18 protein-coding genes are annotated in these 15067 nt (G+C 70.9%); 6 read left to right on the top strand and 12 right to left on the bottom strand.

Annotated features, from left to right (window positions below):
• Entirely contained in the window at positions 1 to 1179 is a 1179-nt protein-coding gene (locus QSK10_RS16490) for a hypothetical protein (RefSeq protein WP_285663709.1), read from the top strand.
• A gap of 89 nt (positions 1180 to 1268) precedes the next feature.
• Here QSK10_RS16490 and QSK10_RS16485 read toward each other — a convergent pair whose 3' ends face one another.
• The 6 genes from QSK10_RS16485 to QSK10_RS16460 form a co-directional block, all read right to left on the bottom strand.
• Positions 1269 to 1556 (bottom strand): hypothetical protein, encoded by a 288-nt coding sequence (locus QSK10_RS16485; RefSeq protein WP_285663708.1) that lies wholly within the window; start codon positions 1554 to 1556, stop codon positions 1269 to 1271.
• A gap of 23 nt (positions 1557 to 1579) precedes the next feature.
• Positions 1580 to 2515 carry a hypothetical protein gene (locus tag QSK10_RS16480; protein WP_285663707.1) on the bottom strand — a complete coding sequence of 312 codons (936 nt, stop codon included), beginning with the start codon at positions 2513 to 2515 and terminating at the stop codon, positions 1580 to 1582.
• A gap of 1 nt (position 2516) precedes the next feature.
• A complete protein-coding gene (locus QSK10_RS16475) occupies positions 2517 to 2762 on the bottom strand; it encodes a hypothetical protein (protein WP_285663706.1) in 246 nt (81 codons plus the stop codon).
• 130 nt (positions 2763 to 2892) lie between these two features.
• Positions 2893 to 3102, bottom strand: a complete 210-nt coding sequence (locus tag QSK10_RS16470; RefSeq protein ID WP_285663705.1) for a hypothetical protein — start codon at positions 3100 to 3102, stop codon at positions 2893 to 2895.
• A 241-nt stretch (positions 3103 to 3343) separates the two neighbouring features.
• On the bottom strand, positions 3344 to 4075 hold the full coding sequence (locus QSK10_RS16465) for a hypothetical protein (RefSeq protein WP_285663704.1): 732 nt from the start codon (positions 4073 to 4075) through the stop codon (positions 3344 to 3346).
• Positions 4076 to 4321: 246 nt separating this feature from the next.
• The gene (locus tag QSK10_RS16460; protein ID WP_285663703.1) at positions 4322 to 4534 is read right to left on the bottom strand and encodes a hypothetical protein; all 213 of its coding nucleotides are present in this window, start codon (positions 4532 to 4534) and stop codon (positions 4322 to 4324) included.
• Between the two features lie 317 nt (positions 4535 to 4851).
• Here QSK10_RS16460 and QSK10_RS16455 point away from each other — a divergent pair, with 317 nt between their 5' ends.
• Positions 4852 to 5115, top strand: a complete 264-nt coding sequence (locus QSK10_RS16455; protein ID WP_285663702.1) for a hypothetical protein — start codon at positions 4852 to 4854, stop codon at positions 5113 to 5115.
• 260 nt (positions 5116 to 5375) lie between these two features.
• On the opposite strand, the gene QSK10_RS16450 is transcribed toward QSK10_RS16455, so the two are convergent.
• On the bottom strand, positions 5376 to 6677 hold the full coding sequence (locus QSK10_RS16450) for an alpha/beta hydrolase (protein ID WP_285663701.1): 1302 nt from the start codon (positions 6675 to 6677) through the stop codon (positions 5376 to 5378).
• 63 nt (positions 6678 to 6740) lie between these two features.
• On the opposite strand from QSK10_RS16450, the gene QSK10_RS16445 reads away from it, so the two are divergent.
• Both QSK10_RS16445 and QSK10_RS16440 read left to right on the top strand, forming a co-directional pair.
• Positions 6741 to 7328, top strand: a complete 588-nt coding sequence (locus tag QSK10_RS16445; RefSeq protein ID WP_285663700.1) for a TetR-like C-terminal domain-containing protein — start codon at positions 6741 to 6743, stop codon at positions 7326 to 7328.
• Positions 7329 to 7338: 10 nt separating this feature from the next.
• Positions 7339 to 7842 carry a hypothetical protein gene (locus QSK10_RS16440; RefSeq protein ID WP_285663699.1) on the top strand — a complete coding sequence of 168 codons (504 nt, stop codon included), beginning with the start codon at positions 7339 to 7341 and terminating at the stop codon, positions 7840 to 7842.
• A gap of 217 nt (positions 7843 to 8059) precedes the next feature.
• Here QSK10_RS16440 and QSK10_RS16435 read toward each other — a convergent pair whose 3' ends face one another.
• A complete protein-coding gene (locus tag QSK10_RS16435; RefSeq protein ID WP_285663698.1) occupies positions 8060 to 8632 on the bottom strand; it encodes a TetR/AcrR family transcriptional regulator in 573 nt (190 codons plus the stop codon).
• A gap of 176 nt (positions 8633 to 8808) precedes the next feature.
• On the opposite strand from QSK10_RS16435, the gene QSK10_RS16430 reads away from it, so the two are divergent.
• Positions 8809 to 9246, top strand: coding sequence for a DUF4267 domain-containing protein (locus tag QSK10_RS16430; protein ID WP_285663697.1), 438 nt, complete (start codon positions 8809 to 8811; stop codon positions 9244 to 9246).
• Positions 9247 to 9351: 105 nt separating this feature from the next.
• Here QSK10_RS16430 and QSK10_RS16425 read toward each other — a convergent pair whose 3' ends face one another.
• Both QSK10_RS16425 and QSK10_RS16420 read right to left on the bottom strand, forming a co-directional pair.
• Positions 9352 to 9531, bottom strand: coding sequence for a hypothetical protein (locus QSK10_RS16425; protein ID WP_285663696.1), 180 nt, complete (start codon positions 9529 to 9531; stop codon positions 9352 to 9354).
• A gap of 203 nt (positions 9532 to 9734) precedes the next feature.
• Positions 9735 to 9956, bottom strand: a complete 222-nt coding sequence (locus QSK10_RS16420; protein ID WP_285663695.1) for a hypothetical protein — start codon at positions 9954 to 9956, stop codon at positions 9735 to 9737.
• Positions 9957 to 10023: 67 nt separating this feature from the next.
• Here QSK10_RS16420 and QSK10_RS16415 point away from each other — a divergent pair, with 67 nt between their 5' ends.
• Positions 10024 to 13224, top strand: a complete 3201-nt coding sequence (locus QSK10_RS16415) for a S8 family peptidase (RefSeq protein ID WP_285663694.1) — start codon at positions 10024 to 10026, stop codon at positions 13222 to 13224.
• A 48-nt stretch (positions 13225 to 13272) separates the two neighbouring features.
• On the opposite strand, the gene QSK10_RS16410 is transcribed toward QSK10_RS16415, so the two are convergent.
• Together QSK10_RS16410 and QSK10_RS16405 are read right to left on the bottom strand one after the other, a co-directional pair.
• Positions 13273 to 13875, bottom strand: a complete 603-nt coding sequence (locus tag QSK10_RS16410; protein WP_285663693.1) for a histidine phosphatase family protein — start codon at positions 13873 to 13875, stop codon at positions 13273 to 13275.
• 17 nt (positions 13876 to 13892) lie between these two features.
• On the bottom strand, positions 13893 to 15008 hold the full coding sequence (locus tag QSK10_RS16405) for a PEP/pyruvate-binding domain-containing protein (RefSeq protein ID WP_285663692.1): 1116 nt from the start codon (positions 15006 to 15008) through the stop codon (positions 13893 to 13895).
• Positions 15009 to 15067 lie beyond the last annotated feature (59 nt).

The following is a 15067-nucleotide window of genomic DNA, read 5'->3' as shown; positions in this document are numbered from 1 at the left end:
ATGGGTGGCGTCAAGTACGGACCGACGCAGGCGGAGATCAAGGCACTGGCGGAGAAGGTCAAGGCGGCCGCGATCCGGGTCAAGGGAGAGAAGGAACTCCTGATGATCCCGCTGGGAAGCCCCGACAGCGCCTGGGCGGGCCAGTCCTCCAAGGACCAGACGACGGGTATGACCAGCGGCCACCAGCCCAAGGGCAAGTACGGCGTCTACGGTGTCGGGAAGGACGACCGATACCTCGGCACCAAGGCGGACTGGGCCGCCCTGGAGTCGGCGTACTGGTGGATTCCAGGGGAGTTCGAACGCTACCTGCGTCCCGAACCCCGCGACTTCGACGCGTTCGTGGCGACCGCGCAGAAGCTGACCGAGGGCTTCGTGAACGTCGAGAAGGCACCCGACCCGGCCGGCGGGCTTCCACCGAACACGCCCGCGCCCCTGGCGAAGGGCACCGGCGCGGTCGACCAGCCGATTCGTTTGACCATGGGCTACACCAATGACTGGAGCGGCCATTTCGCCGACGGCTTCCAGGCCTACCTCGGCGAGATCCCCAACATCTCCCGTCGCCAGGCGCTGATCGCCGACACCCTGTACCAGGCGATCGTCGCCGCGCGCGACATCTACGGCGCCGGACGCGAAACCCTGGGAGACATCGCCAGGAAGACCGAGATCGCCATCGAGTCGATCGAAGCCGGCAAGACCGGCGGTGGCTGCAGCGACGACGCCCTCAACATCGCCTTCGGCCTGATCGCCGGTGCCGCGACGATCGCCGCCGGTGTCGCCACCGTCGGATCGGGCGGCCTTCTCGGCGGCCCCTCCGCCGTCGCCGCGTGGACCATCATCGCGGGCGTCAGCAACGCCGCCTGGGCCGGTGGCGCGAAGCTCATCGCCGACCCGCACGAGATCGACCTCTTGGCATCCGATGTGGACGGTGTACTCGCGAAGATGACAGAGGCACTGAACAAGCGGAAGCAGACCATCCTGGACATGGAACAGGCGGCGGCCGGGAAACTCTCGGAGAACTCGAACGTGGTCCGGCAGAACACGCTCACCGCCAAGGACGGCAGCGGCACGCAGCGGAACGCCTTCTTCCCCGCCAGGCCGGGCATGCTCGACATGCCAACAGATCTGAAGAACCTCAAGTCACCGGAGAACGGCTTCACGCACCCGAGTGCGGCGGTGTGACCATGCGGTGACGTCTGTACAACGAATGCCGGCACGCGACCACTCGGATCGGGCGGCAGTTCCCGGACCGGGTGACCGCCAGCGCAGAATCACTGCTCGTCGGGTGGGTAGGGGCGGTCGGGGTTGATGGCCTGCCAGAACAGGCGCAGATCACGGTCAACGATGTATGCCTGATCCTCGTCAAGGCCACCGTTGTAACAGACGTCGCCCCAGGTCTCAGTGGTGAACGCGCCCGCCCTGAGCGCTTCCTCGAACTCGGTCCCGAGCCATGCTTTGGACGGCAGTGCAGCGTCGTGGGCGAGGTCGTCGACACCGACGTCACCGTCGATGTTGTAGGTTTCGAGCACCTTCTTGAGCCGATCGCTCAACTCGTACATCCCTCGTCCTCTCTGAGCGCCGATCATGGCTTTGGGTAGCAGGTGTAGGCGACCCAAGGCGAGTTCTCATTCTCACGCCTGTACACCGCCATGACACTCGCGGTGTCGGTGAACTGGGTCGGGTCCGCGCCCTGAGGGTTGTTCTCGCTGCCGATACGAGTCTGTCCACGGACATGCTGCCTGAAGTCCGGGCCGAATATCGCCGACGCGGGCACCCGCACCGAGGCACGGAAGTCGCCGTTGGCCTCGGCATCCTTTATCACCGCCCGCCCTTCCTTCGAGTTCCAGACAGCGGCCTCGGCGAAGACCAGGTCGGAGTCCGTGGTGAACGCGGTGGCGTTACGGACCGGCAGATGGGTACCGCCGGTTTCCCAGTCGGTACGACTACCGTTGACCGGGTCCTTGCCGTACATCGCTCTGTCCTTGAGCTGCTGCTCGGTGACCACGCCACCGTGCCGCAGCCGTGCGTGACCGCCCGCGTCCATCCACTCCGACCGCAGGGCGATGATCCCGTCATCGCGGGTGGTGAGATCGGCGAGCCCCTTGGGGCCTTGCTCGGGAAAGACATGGCTGCGACCCCGGGACACGTCGGAGACGGCCTGCCGGGCCGGTGGGGAACCGGCGGGTCCGTGCCCGCCCTTCGCCGGTCCGCCGGCAGCCGGGACAGCGAGGCCGGTGACCGAACCGGCCGCGCCGTCCGGGTCGACCGCGGCCAGGTAGTCCCGGCACAGCTGCGCGGCCTGCCGGTATCCCGTCGCGGCCTCACCGGCGCGGTCGGCGGCCGAGGCGGTGTGGTCTCGGGCCGTGTGCGGCAGTTCGTTGTTCGAGCCGCCGTACAGCTCGTCGATGTGCGAGCCGATCCGGTCGGCGTCGCCCGAGTACTCCGCCGTTGTCGCGGCCAGACCGTCCAGAGCCTCGATCGCCGCATCGATGGTCGCGCGTACCTCCAGCCAGCCCATGTCAGTACACGTGGTCCAGGTAGGAGCGGAGCGCGGTGGCGGCCTCGTCGAGGTCGATGGCGGCGCCTCCGGACTCGTCTGCCGCTTGCCCCGCCTGTGTGATGGCGGCCGACAGCTCATCGCGGCTGGAGTCGGCGCTCTCCGCCGCCAGGGCGGCCAACGGATCATCGATCGCGGTGCCGCTGGCGCGCAGCGCGGCGGACAGCTTCGTCAAGGACGCGATGACGCCCTCGGTGTCGTCCCTCATCCGCTCCGTCCTCGTCCGGTCCGGCCAGCAGCCTAACCGAAAGGCAGGACGAGCCGCGGTGTCCAGCATTCCACTCAGCTTTGGATGGATGGGTCGGCCTAGCTCCGCTGAGGTGAGCCATCAGGTGTCGTCACTGTTGTCCATTCGTGGGGCTGGAGGAGCGGAGGCCACGTAGGGCGAGCCTGGCTGCGAGGAGCGCGCACGCCAAAGCGAGCAGAGTGTTCTTCGCCGCGCGGAGGATGCCGTCGGCGGTGGTGGCGTATGCGATGAGGCCTCCGTTGCCGTAGGCGTGTGCGTAGTAAGCCTCGGCGGGCACGATCGTCGCGGCGACCAGTCCCACAGCCAGGGCGATCGCGGCAATGCGGGCAGGTGTTGACGTCCATGTAGGCCAGTGGTGTGTTGGCCCAGCCAACGCCGTTCATGTGGACGATGAACGCCTCGATGGGGAAGATGGCCCCGGCGAGAAGCACAGGAACGGGCACGAGATAGGCGCTGTGGAACTTGGAGCGGTGGGTGCCTCGGGGGGCGGTTGTCGTCACCCATCGTCTTACGAACCTGGATGATTGCGGGTCACCGTCCGGCTAGCTGCCGGCTGCCTGGTCGAATGGTGGCCAGAACAGGGAGATCGGTCGCCATTCGAGCCAGTGGTGTACCGGCGGCCGGGTCCACGGGTCGGGTTCGGCGCGGACGACCCACTTGACGTCGAAGGCGGTCTCGGGTGGCGTGTAGCCCACCGCACGCAGCTCTTCCGCGTAGGTTTCGGGCGAGTAGGCGCGGACCAGTCCCATGAGTAGCTGTTGGTTGGTGGCGGTGTCGGTGGTGACGCGGTAGTCGGTGTCGGCTTGGTCCTCCTCGCAGCCGTGATCGCAGTAGGGGCCGCTCCACCACAGGGCCATGTCGTAGTCGTCTTCGTCGTTTTCGGTGCCAGCGAGGACGACTTCCCAGCCTCGGTATCCGGCGGGTTCTGTGGGTGGTGTGAGGCCGAGGTCGAGGACATGGCGGGTGAGGGCGCGGGTGTCGAGCTCGTCGGCCTTGATCATGAGGTCGGCGAGGACCTCAGGTGGGGCTTCGAGCGGCCGGTCGTAGACGTTTTCCGGGTGCGGGCCCGGTTGCCAGATCACGACGGGGGCGCCGCCGTAGACGCCGGTGACCATGACCTTGTCGCCGTGGCCTTTGGCGGGGTCGGGGCGCAGGCCGAGGGCGTGGACCTGGGTGGCGAGGCGGCGCAGCGTCAGGGGGCGGGTCTCCAGCAGGCGGCGTTGAGCGTCACGGTCGGTGGTGACGGCCCATTGGTCGAAGTCGCGGCGGTCCACAATCGGTTCCTTTCGCGGTGTCGGATCGGGTTTCCTGGTCGTGCGGGATGAGCTTCTGCGACCGCTGTGGCTAGAGAGGTCACGAGCTCCCGCCGGGTAGCCGGGCCCGGTGCGGTGGTGTCCTCTGTGTAGGGAGGAAGGCCCGGGGGGGATGGGAGCTGGCCCGTTTCCCTCCGCCGACGGCTCGGCGGAGGGGCGCGTTGGCGGCTATCCGGGGAAGCGGATGCCAGCGCGCGGTGGAAGGGTCTAGGCAGCCCGGTGGTTGGCCCTGGCATCGCGCTCGCGGCGCAGGTCCCCGACCTGGCGGGCGATGGGCCCGTATTGGTCGCACACTCCCACCGACTTGCACAAACGGCAGCCGCTGGATCGCGGGTCGGGAGAATGCAGGGTGAGGCGCTGCTCGGTGAGGGTGATCTCGATCTTGATCGCCGCGTCGAACAGCCCGGCGAGTGCGATCATGATGGCCCGGCGAACACCGACGGATGACTCGCATCCGCGTTCCGAGCCAGGGTCACGTCCTCGGCGGATCGCAGCATCTGTCGCGCGGTCTGCCCCCCGCGTGACACGACTCTCGGCCGCAGGAGCGGAGGACTCCGGCTTCGTGCCGCCAGGGTTCGAGGTGGGGGTGGCCGTCCATGGTGATCTCCTGTGGGTGGGCGTTCGACGATACCGATCACCTGCGCGGACGAACCCCGGCCTCGCCCCACGAACTGCCTTAATCCCCGGCACCCCCGAACCCGTAACAGGACGGCGCCGACTACTGAGAGGACGAGTCGTTGTCGGATTTCATGGAGAGCTACGCCCTCTGGCGATCCTTGCCGTTTCCCGATCTACGCCGCGGCGAGAAGGTGTTGCGTGCAGGAGAGAACCTCGCGCTCGTTCACGGCGACCTGGCCCTCGCCGACGAACATACGACCCAGGTGATCCTTTTTGTCGACGAGGGGGTCTTCAAACCGAGCAGGGCGGACGTCATGGGCTTGCTCGAAGAGGTCATCTCCCGCCTGGAACGATTCGGCGAAGGCATGGCCTCCGACGAGTGAGAAGTCGTCGACACCCATCATCGGTACGCAGTTCTGCTGCATCGAATCTATGGTGAATTTCTGCGCATAGGATCTCCGTAGACCGTCCAGCTCATCGAAGCATCATCGGCCGAGCTCCAGGTGTCTTGAACGCCCCACATCACCGACGTGGCTTCCACTCCCTCATGAGTGTCGGCCTGTTCGCCCGGGCACGCACCACTCAGTGCGGCCTCTCATGCCAGCGAGAGGCCGCACTCCCATCCACGCATCGGCCTACCGGGTCACCGCCCGTCGGCGAGGAACGCAAGGATGTCCGCCGCGCGCGGGTAGTTCGGCAGCGGCGCGTCCGTTCCGTCCAGGAACGCCTCGACGACGGACGCGGCCCGCTCGTCATTGCCGTCGAGCCCGTTCCACAGGCGGTGCCCGACGCCGGGCAGGTACTGGGTGCGCTCGATCGCGGGATCGGCGGCCAGGACGGCCGTCGCCCACTCGCGCGTCTGCGAGGAGCACTCGGCGATCATCAGCATCGCCGGGACGGTGGACGCGCCGAGGCCTTCGGCGATGGACGGCGAGTCGCGGATGGTCTCCTGGACGCGCATGCTCGCCGCGGCGCTGAAGGAGAAGTTCCCGGCGCTGTCCTGTGCGGGGATGCGGTCGGCGTCCTTCGCGCAGTAGGTCGAGGCGGCGTCGCCGCCGAGGTCGGCGGCCTTGAAGGCGTTCACCCCTTCGGCCTGGCCGATCAGGTCGGTCTCGGGTGAGAGCAGCCCCAGGCGCATGAGCCCGAAGGCGACGGCGTATCTCGGCGTGGTCGTGGCGCGCGGGCCTTCGGGGGCGGGTGCGATGCCGCGGGCGTTGGGGAGTCCGGTGCGGCCTTCGATGGCGGCGGTCGGACCGTCCATCGGGCCCGGTTCGGCGATGATCGCCCGGCGCATCCGCGTGGCGGCGTCCGGCTCGGCCAGTGCCCGGGTCAGCACCACCGCTCCCGCTGAGAAGCCGAGGACGTCGGCGGGCTCGCCCAGGCGGTCGAGGAACGCCTTCAGGTCGGCCACCGAGCGGTCGATGCCGTACTCGTCCATGGGCAGCAGGTCGCTGCGCCCGCCTCCGGCCTGCTCGTAGGCGTAGACGTCGTAGCCGCGCGCGGCCAGTCCGCGCAGGAAGCCGTGGTCGATCAACGCGATGGAGCGCACCGGCCCGCCGTGCAGGTACACCAGCGGCGTCGCGTGCACGGCGGTGCCGGGTGCGGGTGGGTAGTGGTAGACGGCGACCCGGCTGCCGGTGGACAGCTCCCAGCGCTCGGCGTCGCTCGCCGGCCGGTCGGTGGGGACGGTGGGGACGCAGACCGACGCGGCGAGCGCGGCGGCGATGGCGACGGGCAGCAGCGGCAGGAGTCTGCGCGGCCCGGCGCGGCGGCGTCCGCGCCAGATCGCCAGGCCGGCGCCGGTGGCGACGGTCGCGGCCCAGGCGGCGGTGCCCGACCAGAGTCCGTCGGTGGCGGCGATGAGCGCCAGGAAGAGGACGAGCAGGCCGGCCACGGCGGCGAGCGCGATGCCGAGGCGGGCGAGTGCCCGGAGGGATGTGCGCACGGATGCACCTCGTTTCAGAACGATGTTTCAAAACGACGTTAGCAAACCCGGTAGAGTGACGCCATGGGCAGACCCAGGACCAACGACGACACCGTCAAGGAGCGCCTCGTCGTCACCGCCACCGAGCTGTTCGCCACCAGGCCGCCGGAGTCGGTCACCATCCGCGCGCTGGCCGCCGCCGCCGGAGCGGCCACGGCGGCGGTGTACACGCTGTTCGGCAGCAAGGAGGCGCTCGTCGAGGAGGTCCGCGCTCGCGCCGTCGCCGGGCTCTTCGGCGCGCTGTCGGCGGTCCCCCGGTCCCCGGACGCCCTCACCGGCATCGAGACCCTCGCGGCGGCCTACCGCCGCTGGGCGCTCGACCAGCCGCACCTGTACACCGTGCTGTTCGGCGGCGTCCGCACCTTCGAGCCCACCGGCCCCGTGGGCACGGGCGACCCGATCGGGATCCTGCTGGACGCGATCGGCCGCGCGTGCGATGAGGGCGTCCTGAGCGGCGACGAGCAGGCCATCGCGCTGTCGATCTGGGTGAGCCTGCACGGACTGGTCACCCTGGAACTGGCCGGGGCGCTGACCCCTGCGGTCGCCGAGGCGACGTTCGCCGCGGCGATCCCGGCGGTGCTGCGGGGCTGGCGCCCGGGTCGGGACGGGTGACGGCGTGCCCATGACCAACGGGGAAATGGCGGCCGCGCTGGCCCGGGCCGGGCTGCTCTTCATCACGCGGATCCACGGCGAGGTCCGGCGGCCCGCGCTGCCGCCCGGCCACAGTCCTGCGAGCGCCCGCCCTGAGCACGGGCGCTTCGACTCGCCTCCGCATGAGGTCGCCGACGTCGATGAGCCCGGCATGGTGGGCAAGGTGAACGCGGGCTGGTACCGGATGGCGGTGGAGCACGGGCTGTTCGGCGAGGACCGGGAGTTCCTGTTCGCGGCCGACTACTCCACCTCGGCCGCCGAGTACGTCCAGGGCTGGGTGCGCGTCCGGCTCCTCGACGAGTGGGATCTCGCGGGTAGTGGGGTCGAGCAGCTCCGGAGCCCGATGGGTGCGCTGCTGACACACCGATTCGTCCCGGAGTTCACCGTGCTCTCCCTCGACGGCCGCGTCCTGATGAACACCACCGTCTGGGGCAACGGCGCGATCAGCACCATCGCCATCCGCCCGCCGGGCTGAGGGGCAGCGTGCCGTGCGCTCGCGGGGTATCGTCACCGCCCCGCCATACGCTGACGCCGCGACTGCCGGAGGACCCGCACGTGACATACCGGCTCGCGGTGGCCGGGTCCGGCCCCGGCGGCATGTTCGCCGCCCACTGCGGGCCATCGCGGCCGGAGCCGTTCGGCGCGGTGCCGTCGCGGTCGGGTGCCTTCGGGTGGCCGACGGACGGACGCGGTCACTCCCGCTTGAGCACCCGCACCAGCATCGCCATGCGCTCGGCGGCGACCTGCGGTCGCAGGCGGCCGCTCATGCCCAGCACGGTCTGGCCGTGGATGGCGCTCCAGGCCATCTCGACGTAGGTCTCCTGATCCTCGCCCTTGGCCAGAGGCGCGAAGGCCTCGATGAGCTCGCCGAAGGCGTCCACGAGTTCCACGGGCGCGTCGGGGCCGCCGAAGTCGAGGCCGTTGGGGAGCGTGAACATCGCGTCGAAGAGGGCGGGATGGGCCCGGGCGAAGTCGAGGTAGGCCCAGGCGACGGCGTCGGGGATGTTCTCGGGGGCGGCGGCGAGGCGGGCGCGGCGCAGGTGGACGGTCAGTTCCACGATGCCCTCGATGGCCACGGCGGCCACGATCGCCTGCATGTTGGCGAAGTGCCCGTAGATGACCGGCTGGCTGTACTCGATGCTCTGGGCCAGGCGGCGGGTGGTCACCGCCGGCCAGCCCTCGCTCTCGGCGATGTCGCGGGCGGCGGTGATGATCGCGCGGCGGCGCTCGGCGCGCTCGCGCTCCTTGCGGGACCCGGGTTCCATGCCCGGATCCTAGCATCGCTAGATCTACGAGCACTGCCCCCGCGTTAGTCGTCGAAATATTTTCTAGCGCCGCTAGACAAGACCGGGACACGGTGCTAACGTTCCTCCTCGTAAGCGCTAGCACCGCTAGAACTTCTAGCGATTCTAGAGTGCGAACCCACCCCTGAGGAGTCACGATGTCCACGCCCACCACCCGCAAGTCCCGCGCCTTCACCATCTTCACCCACCTGCTGGCCGGTGCCGGCGCCCTGTTCCTGCTCTACATGGGTCTCTTCTACGTCCTGGACCCCGTGGGCTCCGCCGCCGGCTTCGGCTTCACCAGCTGGCCGACCGGCGACGACGTCGGCATGCTGGTCATCAAGGGCGGCCGCGACCTCGGCCTGGGACTGATCCTGGTCGTCCTGCTGGTCACGCGGCAGACGCGGGCGGCCGGATGGGTCCTCGTCGCCATGTCGTTCATGCCCTTCTTCGACGCCACCACGGTCATCGTCCGCGACGGAAGCGTCGCCACCGCCCTGTGGGTCCACGCCCTGACCGCGGTGACGGTGCTGGTCTCCGGGCTCCTCATCGTCTGGAACGAGACCCCGCGCAAGAGCCTCCCGACGGCGGCCTGACCTCTCACCCCGCCGCTCACCACCATGGCGGGCCATGGTGGTGAGCGGCGTCCGCGTCACATCCCGATGGCGGTGAGTGCCTCGACGGCGCTCACCGCCGTCGCACTAGTGGCAGCTGAACACGTTCCGGCAGTGGGTGTCGCAGTTCTGGCGCGTCTCGCACTCACGGCAGTTGCCGGTCGAGTTGCAGGTGCAGAAGGTGTGCGGCGTACAGCTCGCCGTCACGACGCCTTTCGGCGCGAGCCGGTCGACGAGCGTGTCGGTGAGCCGGGTGATGAGTCGCATGTGATCCTCCCTGGATCGCTTGAGGTGAACCAAAAGCGACTCAGCGTCCCACTCATGGAGCTAAGCGGGCAATTGGCGTAGTCGAGACGGTTATGGCGAACAAGTCAGTGAACCGGGCGATACGGTCAGGCCTCGGCGAGCGCCGGGCGGTGGGTCGAACTTGAGGAGCCCGACGAGTTCGCCGATGTCCTCGGCGACCCAGGTCAGGGCCCGCCGGCCGGGCGGATCGTCGTCCGCGTGGTGGCGCCGGGTGTGGGCAGGCCGGCGGGGCGGATGGCGAAGGAGGTGCCGGGGGTGAATCCGTGCCCGGCCCCGGTGTCCCTGGTGGGCCAGGTGATCAGGGCCCGGGAGTCCTCGCCGCCGGCGGTGGCGTGCTCGGCGATGCGCGGTTCCCAGGCGTCCAGGAGCCGCAGGAGGGCCGTCATCCTTTTTCGCCACCTACCGCGTATGTACCGGACGCGGGAAACACCCGCGGACACGGACGGGAGATCCATGAGATTCCGCAAGACCATGGCCGTGGGATGGGTGGCGGCGCTGCTGGCCGCCGGTGCGCCCGCCCACGCCGACCCGCCATCACCCGGCTCCACGGTGGACTCCGAGCCGGGGACGCCTTCCGGCCCGCCGCGCACGGTCACGCTCGTCACCGGTGACCGGGTGGTGATGTACGCGCCGGACAACGTGGTATTCGAGCCCGGTCCGGGCCGCGAGAGCATCGGGTACAGCGCCCACACGACGTGGAGCGGCGAGCGGCGGGAGATCACCGTCGTCCCCTCCGACGCCGGGCCGATGCTCGCCTCGGGGCTCCTCGATCCGAGGCTGTTCCAGGTCTCGCGCCTGCTGCGCGAGGGCCACACCGCGACGCTGCCGCTGATCGTGCGGCACTCCGGGGGCTCGCTGGCCGCCGGGGACGCCACCTCGCTGTCGGCGATCGGCGCCGAGGCCTTCGAGGTGGACGCCGGGGGCGCCGCCGCGCTGTGGAGCCGGGTCACCGGGTCCCGGCTGGCCGGTGGTGTGGAGAAGATCTGGCTGGACGGGACCTCGCGCCTCCTGCTCGACCGCAGCGTTCCGCAGGTCGGCGCGCCCGCCGCGTGGCGGGCGGGTTACGACGGCACCGGTGTGACGGTGGCGGTCCTGGACTCCGGCTACGACCCGGCGCACCCCGACCTCGCCGGGCGGGTCGTCGAGGCGCGGGACTTCACCGGTACCTCCCCCGAGGCCGTCGACGGCAACGGGCACGGGACGCACGTGGCGTCCACCGTGGCCGGGACCGGCGCGGCCTCCAATGGCCGGTACAAGGGCCTCGCGCCCGGGGCGAGCCTGCTCATCGGGAAGGTCTGCGATGACGGCGGCGTGTGCGCCGACTCCGACATCATCGCCGGGCTGCAGTGGGCGGCGGGGAAGAACCCCGCCGCGATCAACCTGAGCCTGGGCGGCGACCCGTCCGACGGCACCGACCCGCTGTCGATGGCCGTGGAGGAGATCGGCGCGACCACCGACACCCTCGTGGTGGTGGCCGCCGGGAACTACGGCCTGGACCGCTCGGTGAGCTCCCCCGCGTCGGCCGGCTCCGCCCTCGCCGTCGCCTCGGTGACCAAAGAGGACGCCCTGTCGGACTTCTCCAGCCGGGGACCCCGCTACGGCGACGGCGCGGTGAAGCCCGACATCGCCGCCCCCGGCGACGACATCACCGCCGCCCGGGCCGCCGGGACCGAGGGCGAGGGCCCCTACACCGCCAAGAGCGGCACCTCAATGGCCTCACCGCACGTCGCCGGTGCGGCCGCCATCCTCAAGCAGCGCCACCCCGGCTGGACGGGCGAGCGCCTGAAGTCGGCGCTCATGGGCGCCGCTACCGGGCTGGACGGGCTCGGCGCGGACGCGGTCGGCGCGGGGCGGCTGGACGTGGCGCGGGCGATCGCGCAGGACGTCGTCGCCGACTACGGGAGCGTCTCGTTCCCGATGCAGGCGTTCCCGCATGACGGGCCGGTGGTGGACCGGAAGGTGGCCTACACCAACACGTCGGCCGTCGAGGTGACGCTGGCGCTGTCGGTGTCGGGGGACGCGTTCTCCATCGACCGTTCCTCGCTCACGATCCCCGCCGGTGGGACCGCGACGGTGGTGGTCTCGGCGCGCGGCGCGGGCCTGGCGTCGGGGTACCACGGGGGCGTCGTCACGGCGACCGCGCCGGGCGTGTCGGTGCGGACGGCGCTCGGCGTCGACCTGGAACCGGAGCTGTACGACCTCTCGGTGCGCCCGATCGGCCGGGCGGATGGCGGCGCGATCACGTACATGTACGCCGCCGTGTTCAACGTGGACACCCAGGAGAGCTACGCCGTCTGGGAACCCGGCATGACGCTGCGGATACCGGCGGGCCGCTACGCGGTGTTCGGCGGGATCCGGCAGACGGACGGGGCGGCGAAGTCCCAGACGTCCTTCAGCGACGACGTCGACCTGCGCGCCGACCGGGAGGTCGTGTGGGATGCGGCGCGCGGGCGCGCCAACGGCGTCAGCGTGCAGCGGAAGGCGGCCACGTGGGGTGGCGCCGACGTAATGGTCGCGGCGAACGAGGCCTCGACCATGGGCCACAACGTGACGCTGATGTACTCCGGCGACACGACGTCCTACACCGCCGGCGGGGACATGCCCGGCCCGAACTCCTGGTACATCCACGACGAGAAGCTGCTGGGTGACGGGGTCTCCTACGACCTGTCCTTCCCAGCCCGGGGCGCGGTCCCCGAGGGAAGCGTCCGCGCCCTGGCCGATTCCTCGCTGGCCGAGGTCCGCACCCGCTACCAGTCGCAGGGACGGGTCCCGGCGGCCCACGGCGAGCGCAATGACGCCTTCGCGGGCGTGAAGCGGGGAGTCTCCTTCGGGCAGACCCGTGACCAGCCGATCCCGGCCACGATGGTGGAGATGTACTCGCCGGGCCCGTGGTCGTCGTTCCTGACCCCGCACGACGAGACCGGCGGGGAGCCGACCGACCGCCGCGTGGAGCTGACGGCGGGGGTGTCGTACCAGAGCTGGAACGCCGCGCCGATCGGCGTCTCCCTCGACCCGGTCTTCCCGGCCTTCCAGCGCCACCCCGATGGGATGATGACCTTCCGGGCGGGGCTGTTCGACAGCGCCGAGCACGAGCTGTTCGGTGGCTACGGCGGGGGCGCGGACTACACGGGGTCGACCGTCGTCAAGGCCGACGGCACCGAGATCTTCAACCGCGACGAAAGCATCTGCAACGGCATCATGCGGCCCCTTCCGGCAGGCTTCGACGGGACGATCTCGATCGCGTGCGAAGGACGCCGGAAGGTCGGCTGGTCGGAGCTGGGGACGCGGGCGAGCGCCGAGTGGTCCTTCGCGCTGCGGCCCGGCGCCGACGTGCCGACGGTGAGCGCGGTCCGTTTCGACGCCTCCGGCGTCAGTGACGGTTACGCGCGCCGGAGCCTGCCGCAGCTGGTGGTGCTGGAGGTCCGCGAGCAGGCCGGGGCCGCGCCGACGGCCGTGCGGGACCTGGTCTTCGAGGTGTCCTACGACGAGGGCGCGACGTGGAAGAAGGTGCCGGTGACCCGCGTCGGCGACGCCGGGCTGGCCACGCTGACGCACCCGGCGGGGGCGACGTCGGTGTCCACGCGGCTGTCGGCCGTCGATGACGCGGGCGGTTCGGTGAGGCAGACGATGATCCGGTCCTACGGGCTGCGGTGATCGCCCGGCCGCGCCGCCGTCGTGGCGGCGCGGCCGCCTCGCGTCCCGTCAGGCTCTGGTCGCGTCCGGGAAGCCCGTCCAGCGCAGTTGCGGCGGCAGGTGGCTCATGTCGTTGAACATGGCGATGCTCGGTGGGGTCGCGGGGCGGTGCTCGATGACGGTCAGGGCGGTGTTGGCGCTGCTGAGGCCGAGCCATTGGACCGGTGGGGCGTCGAGGGCGTCGCGGACGAGCCAGGCGATGGGGTAGGCGTGGGTGATCAGTACTTCGTGGGTGTCGTCCTCGCCGTCGGGCGGGGTGGCGAAGCGGGCGGTGAGGGCGCGGGCGGTGCTGTTTCCGGCGGCGGCCTCGGCGGCGTCGTAGCCGTCGAAGAAGGGCACCCAGGACGGTGGGGTGTCGCCGATCGGGGGGACGTAGGGGACGTGGTCGATGAGCTCGGGGGCCTCGGCGAGGCGCGGGCTGCCGCCGAGGAAGAGGTCGAGTTCGCGGGCGGTGGCCGCAGCGCGGGGCAGCGGTGAGTGCCAGACGGCGGTGATGGGCAGCGGGGCCAGGCGTTTGCCGAGGAGGCGCGCCTGTTCGCGGCCGGTGCCGGTGAGTTCGCCGAAGGCGTCGGCGGCGCCGTGGCGGGCGATGTAGAGGTACCTGGTGGCCATGAGCGGTGTCCTTGTGGTCAGTGGAGGGTGAGCGTGCCCTTCGTGCCGTCGAGGGTGACGCGGGCGCCGTCGGGGACTCGGGTGATGGCGCCGGGAACGCCGACGACGGCCGGGATGCGGTACTCGCGGGCGACGATGGCGGCGTGGGAGAGCGCGCCGCCGGTCTCGGTGACGATCGCTGCGGCGACGGTGAACAAGGGCGTCCACGCCGGGTCGGTGTAGGGGCAGATGAGGATCTCGCCGGGCCGGACGCGGCCGAAGTCGTCGGGGCCGCGCACGACGCGCGCGGTGCCGGTCACGACGCCGTGTGCGCCGGGGGTGCCGGTCAGCGACGCGGCGGGCGGGACGCCGCTCGGTGTCGGTGGGAGCGGCGCGGTGACGGGTCGCGACTGGAGCAGCCAGATCACGCCGTCGGCGATGGCCCACTCGACGTCCTGGGGGCCGCCGAGAAGGTCGGCCGCGCAGGCGCCGAGGGCGGCGAGGCGGGTGACCTCGCCGTCGTCCAATGTGGACGATGTCTGCCGCTCTAGGGGGACGTCGCGGGCGACCACACCGCCGCTCCCCCGGTCCAGGCGCGTCGGCTTGCGGGCGATCCTGCGCTCGATGGTCCCGTCGGCGGCGAGCTCGAAGGCGTCGGGGGTGACGGTCCCGCCGACGACGGCGAGCCCGAGTCCCCAGCTCGCCTCGACGCGGACCGGATCGCCCGGCCGCGCGGGGGTGAACATCACGCCGGAGACCTCGGCGTCGATGAGCCGCTGCACGAGTACGGCCATCTCCGGCGTGGTGTCGCCGCCGGATCGATGCCAGTACCCGGCGACGCGCGCCGAGGACGCCGAGTCCCGGCAGACGCGGATCGCCGCGGCGACGGCGTCGGCGCCCTGGACGGCCAGGACGCTCTCGTACTGGCCCGCCGCCGATGCGCCGGCCCCGTCCTCGCCGGCGGCCGAGGACCGCACGGCGACCGGCGGATCGCCCATCCGCGCGAGCGCCGCCGCCACCTCGCCGTCGAGCGCGCCGAAGTGCGGGACGACGAACCCGTCGGGCACGGGCAGGCCCTCGCGCAGGAGCACGCCGAGGGTCGCCGCCTTGCCGCCGCAGGTCGCGCGGGTGGACTCCGCCAGTGTCGTGAGCATGACCATCCATCAACACTCTGTTGTCAATACCGTGTTGTCAACAGAGTGTTGACAACATT

This window comes from Actinorhabdospora filicis (assembly GCF_030269765.1).
Taxonomy (GTDB): domain Bacteria; phylum Actinomycetota; class Actinomycetes; order Mycobacteriales; family Micromonosporaceae; genus Actinorhabdospora; species Actinorhabdospora filicis.
The sequence above is the reverse complement of the archived record's forward strand: the minus strand, read 5'-3'. Positions and strand labels throughout refer to the sequence as shown.

Excerpts from the sequence above, each read along its gene's own strand:
- QSK10_RS16490 (WP_285663709.1), top strand. The coding sequence starts at position 1 with ATGGGTGGCGTCAAGTACGGACCGACGCAGGCGGAGATCAAGGCACTG.
- QSK10_RS16485 (WP_285663708.1), bottom strand. The coding sequence starts at position 1,556 with ATGTACGAGTTGAGCGATCGGCTCAAGAAGGTGCTCGAAACCTACAAC.
- QSK10_RS16480 (WP_285663707.1), bottom strand. The coding sequence starts at position 2,515 with ATGGGCTGGCTGGAGGTACGCGCGACCATCGATGCGGCGATCGAGGCT.
- QSK10_RS16475 (WP_285663706.1), bottom strand. The coding sequence starts at position 2,762 with ATGAGGGACGACACCGAGGGCGTCATCGCGTCCTTGACGAAGCTGTCC.
- QSK10_RS16460 (WP_285663703.1), bottom strand. The coding sequence starts at position 4,534 with ATGATCGCACTCGCCGGGCTGTTCGACGCGGCGATCAAGATCGAGATC.
- QSK10_RS16445 (WP_285663700.1), top strand. The coding sequence starts at position 6,741 with ATGGGCAGACCCAGGACCAACGACGACACCGTCAAGGAGCGCCTCGTC.
- QSK10_RS16440 (WP_285663699.1), top strand. The coding sequence starts at position 7,339 with ATGACCAACGGGGAAATGGCGGCCGCGCTGGCCCGGGCCGGGCTGCTC.
- QSK10_RS16435 (WP_285663698.1), bottom strand. The coding sequence starts at position 8,632 with ATGGAACCCGGGTCCCGCAAGGAGCGCGAGCGCGCCGAGCGCCGCCGC.
- QSK10_RS16430 (WP_285663697.1), top strand. The coding sequence starts at position 8,809 with ATGTCCACGCCCACCACCCGCAAGTCCCGCGCCTTCACCATCTTCACC.
- QSK10_RS16425 (WP_285663696.1), bottom strand. The coding sequence starts at position 9,531 with ATGCGACTCATCACCCGGCTCACCGACACGCTCGTCGACCGGCTCGCG.
- QSK10_RS16420 (WP_285663695.1), bottom strand. The coding sequence starts at position 9,956 with ATGACGGCCCTCCTGCGGCTCCTGGACGCCTGGGAACCGCGCATCGCC.
- QSK10_RS16415 (WP_285663694.1), top strand. The coding sequence starts at position 10,024 with ATGAGATTCCGCAAGACCATGGCCGTGGGATGGGTGGCGGCGCTGCTG.
- QSK10_RS16410 (WP_285663693.1), bottom strand. The coding sequence starts at position 13,875 with ATGGCCACCAGGTACCTCTACATCGCCCGCCACGGCGCCGCCGACGCC.
- QSK10_RS16405 (WP_285663692.1), bottom strand. The coding sequence starts at position 15,008 with ATGCTCACGACACTGGCGGAGTCCACCCGCGCGACCTGCGGCGGCAAG.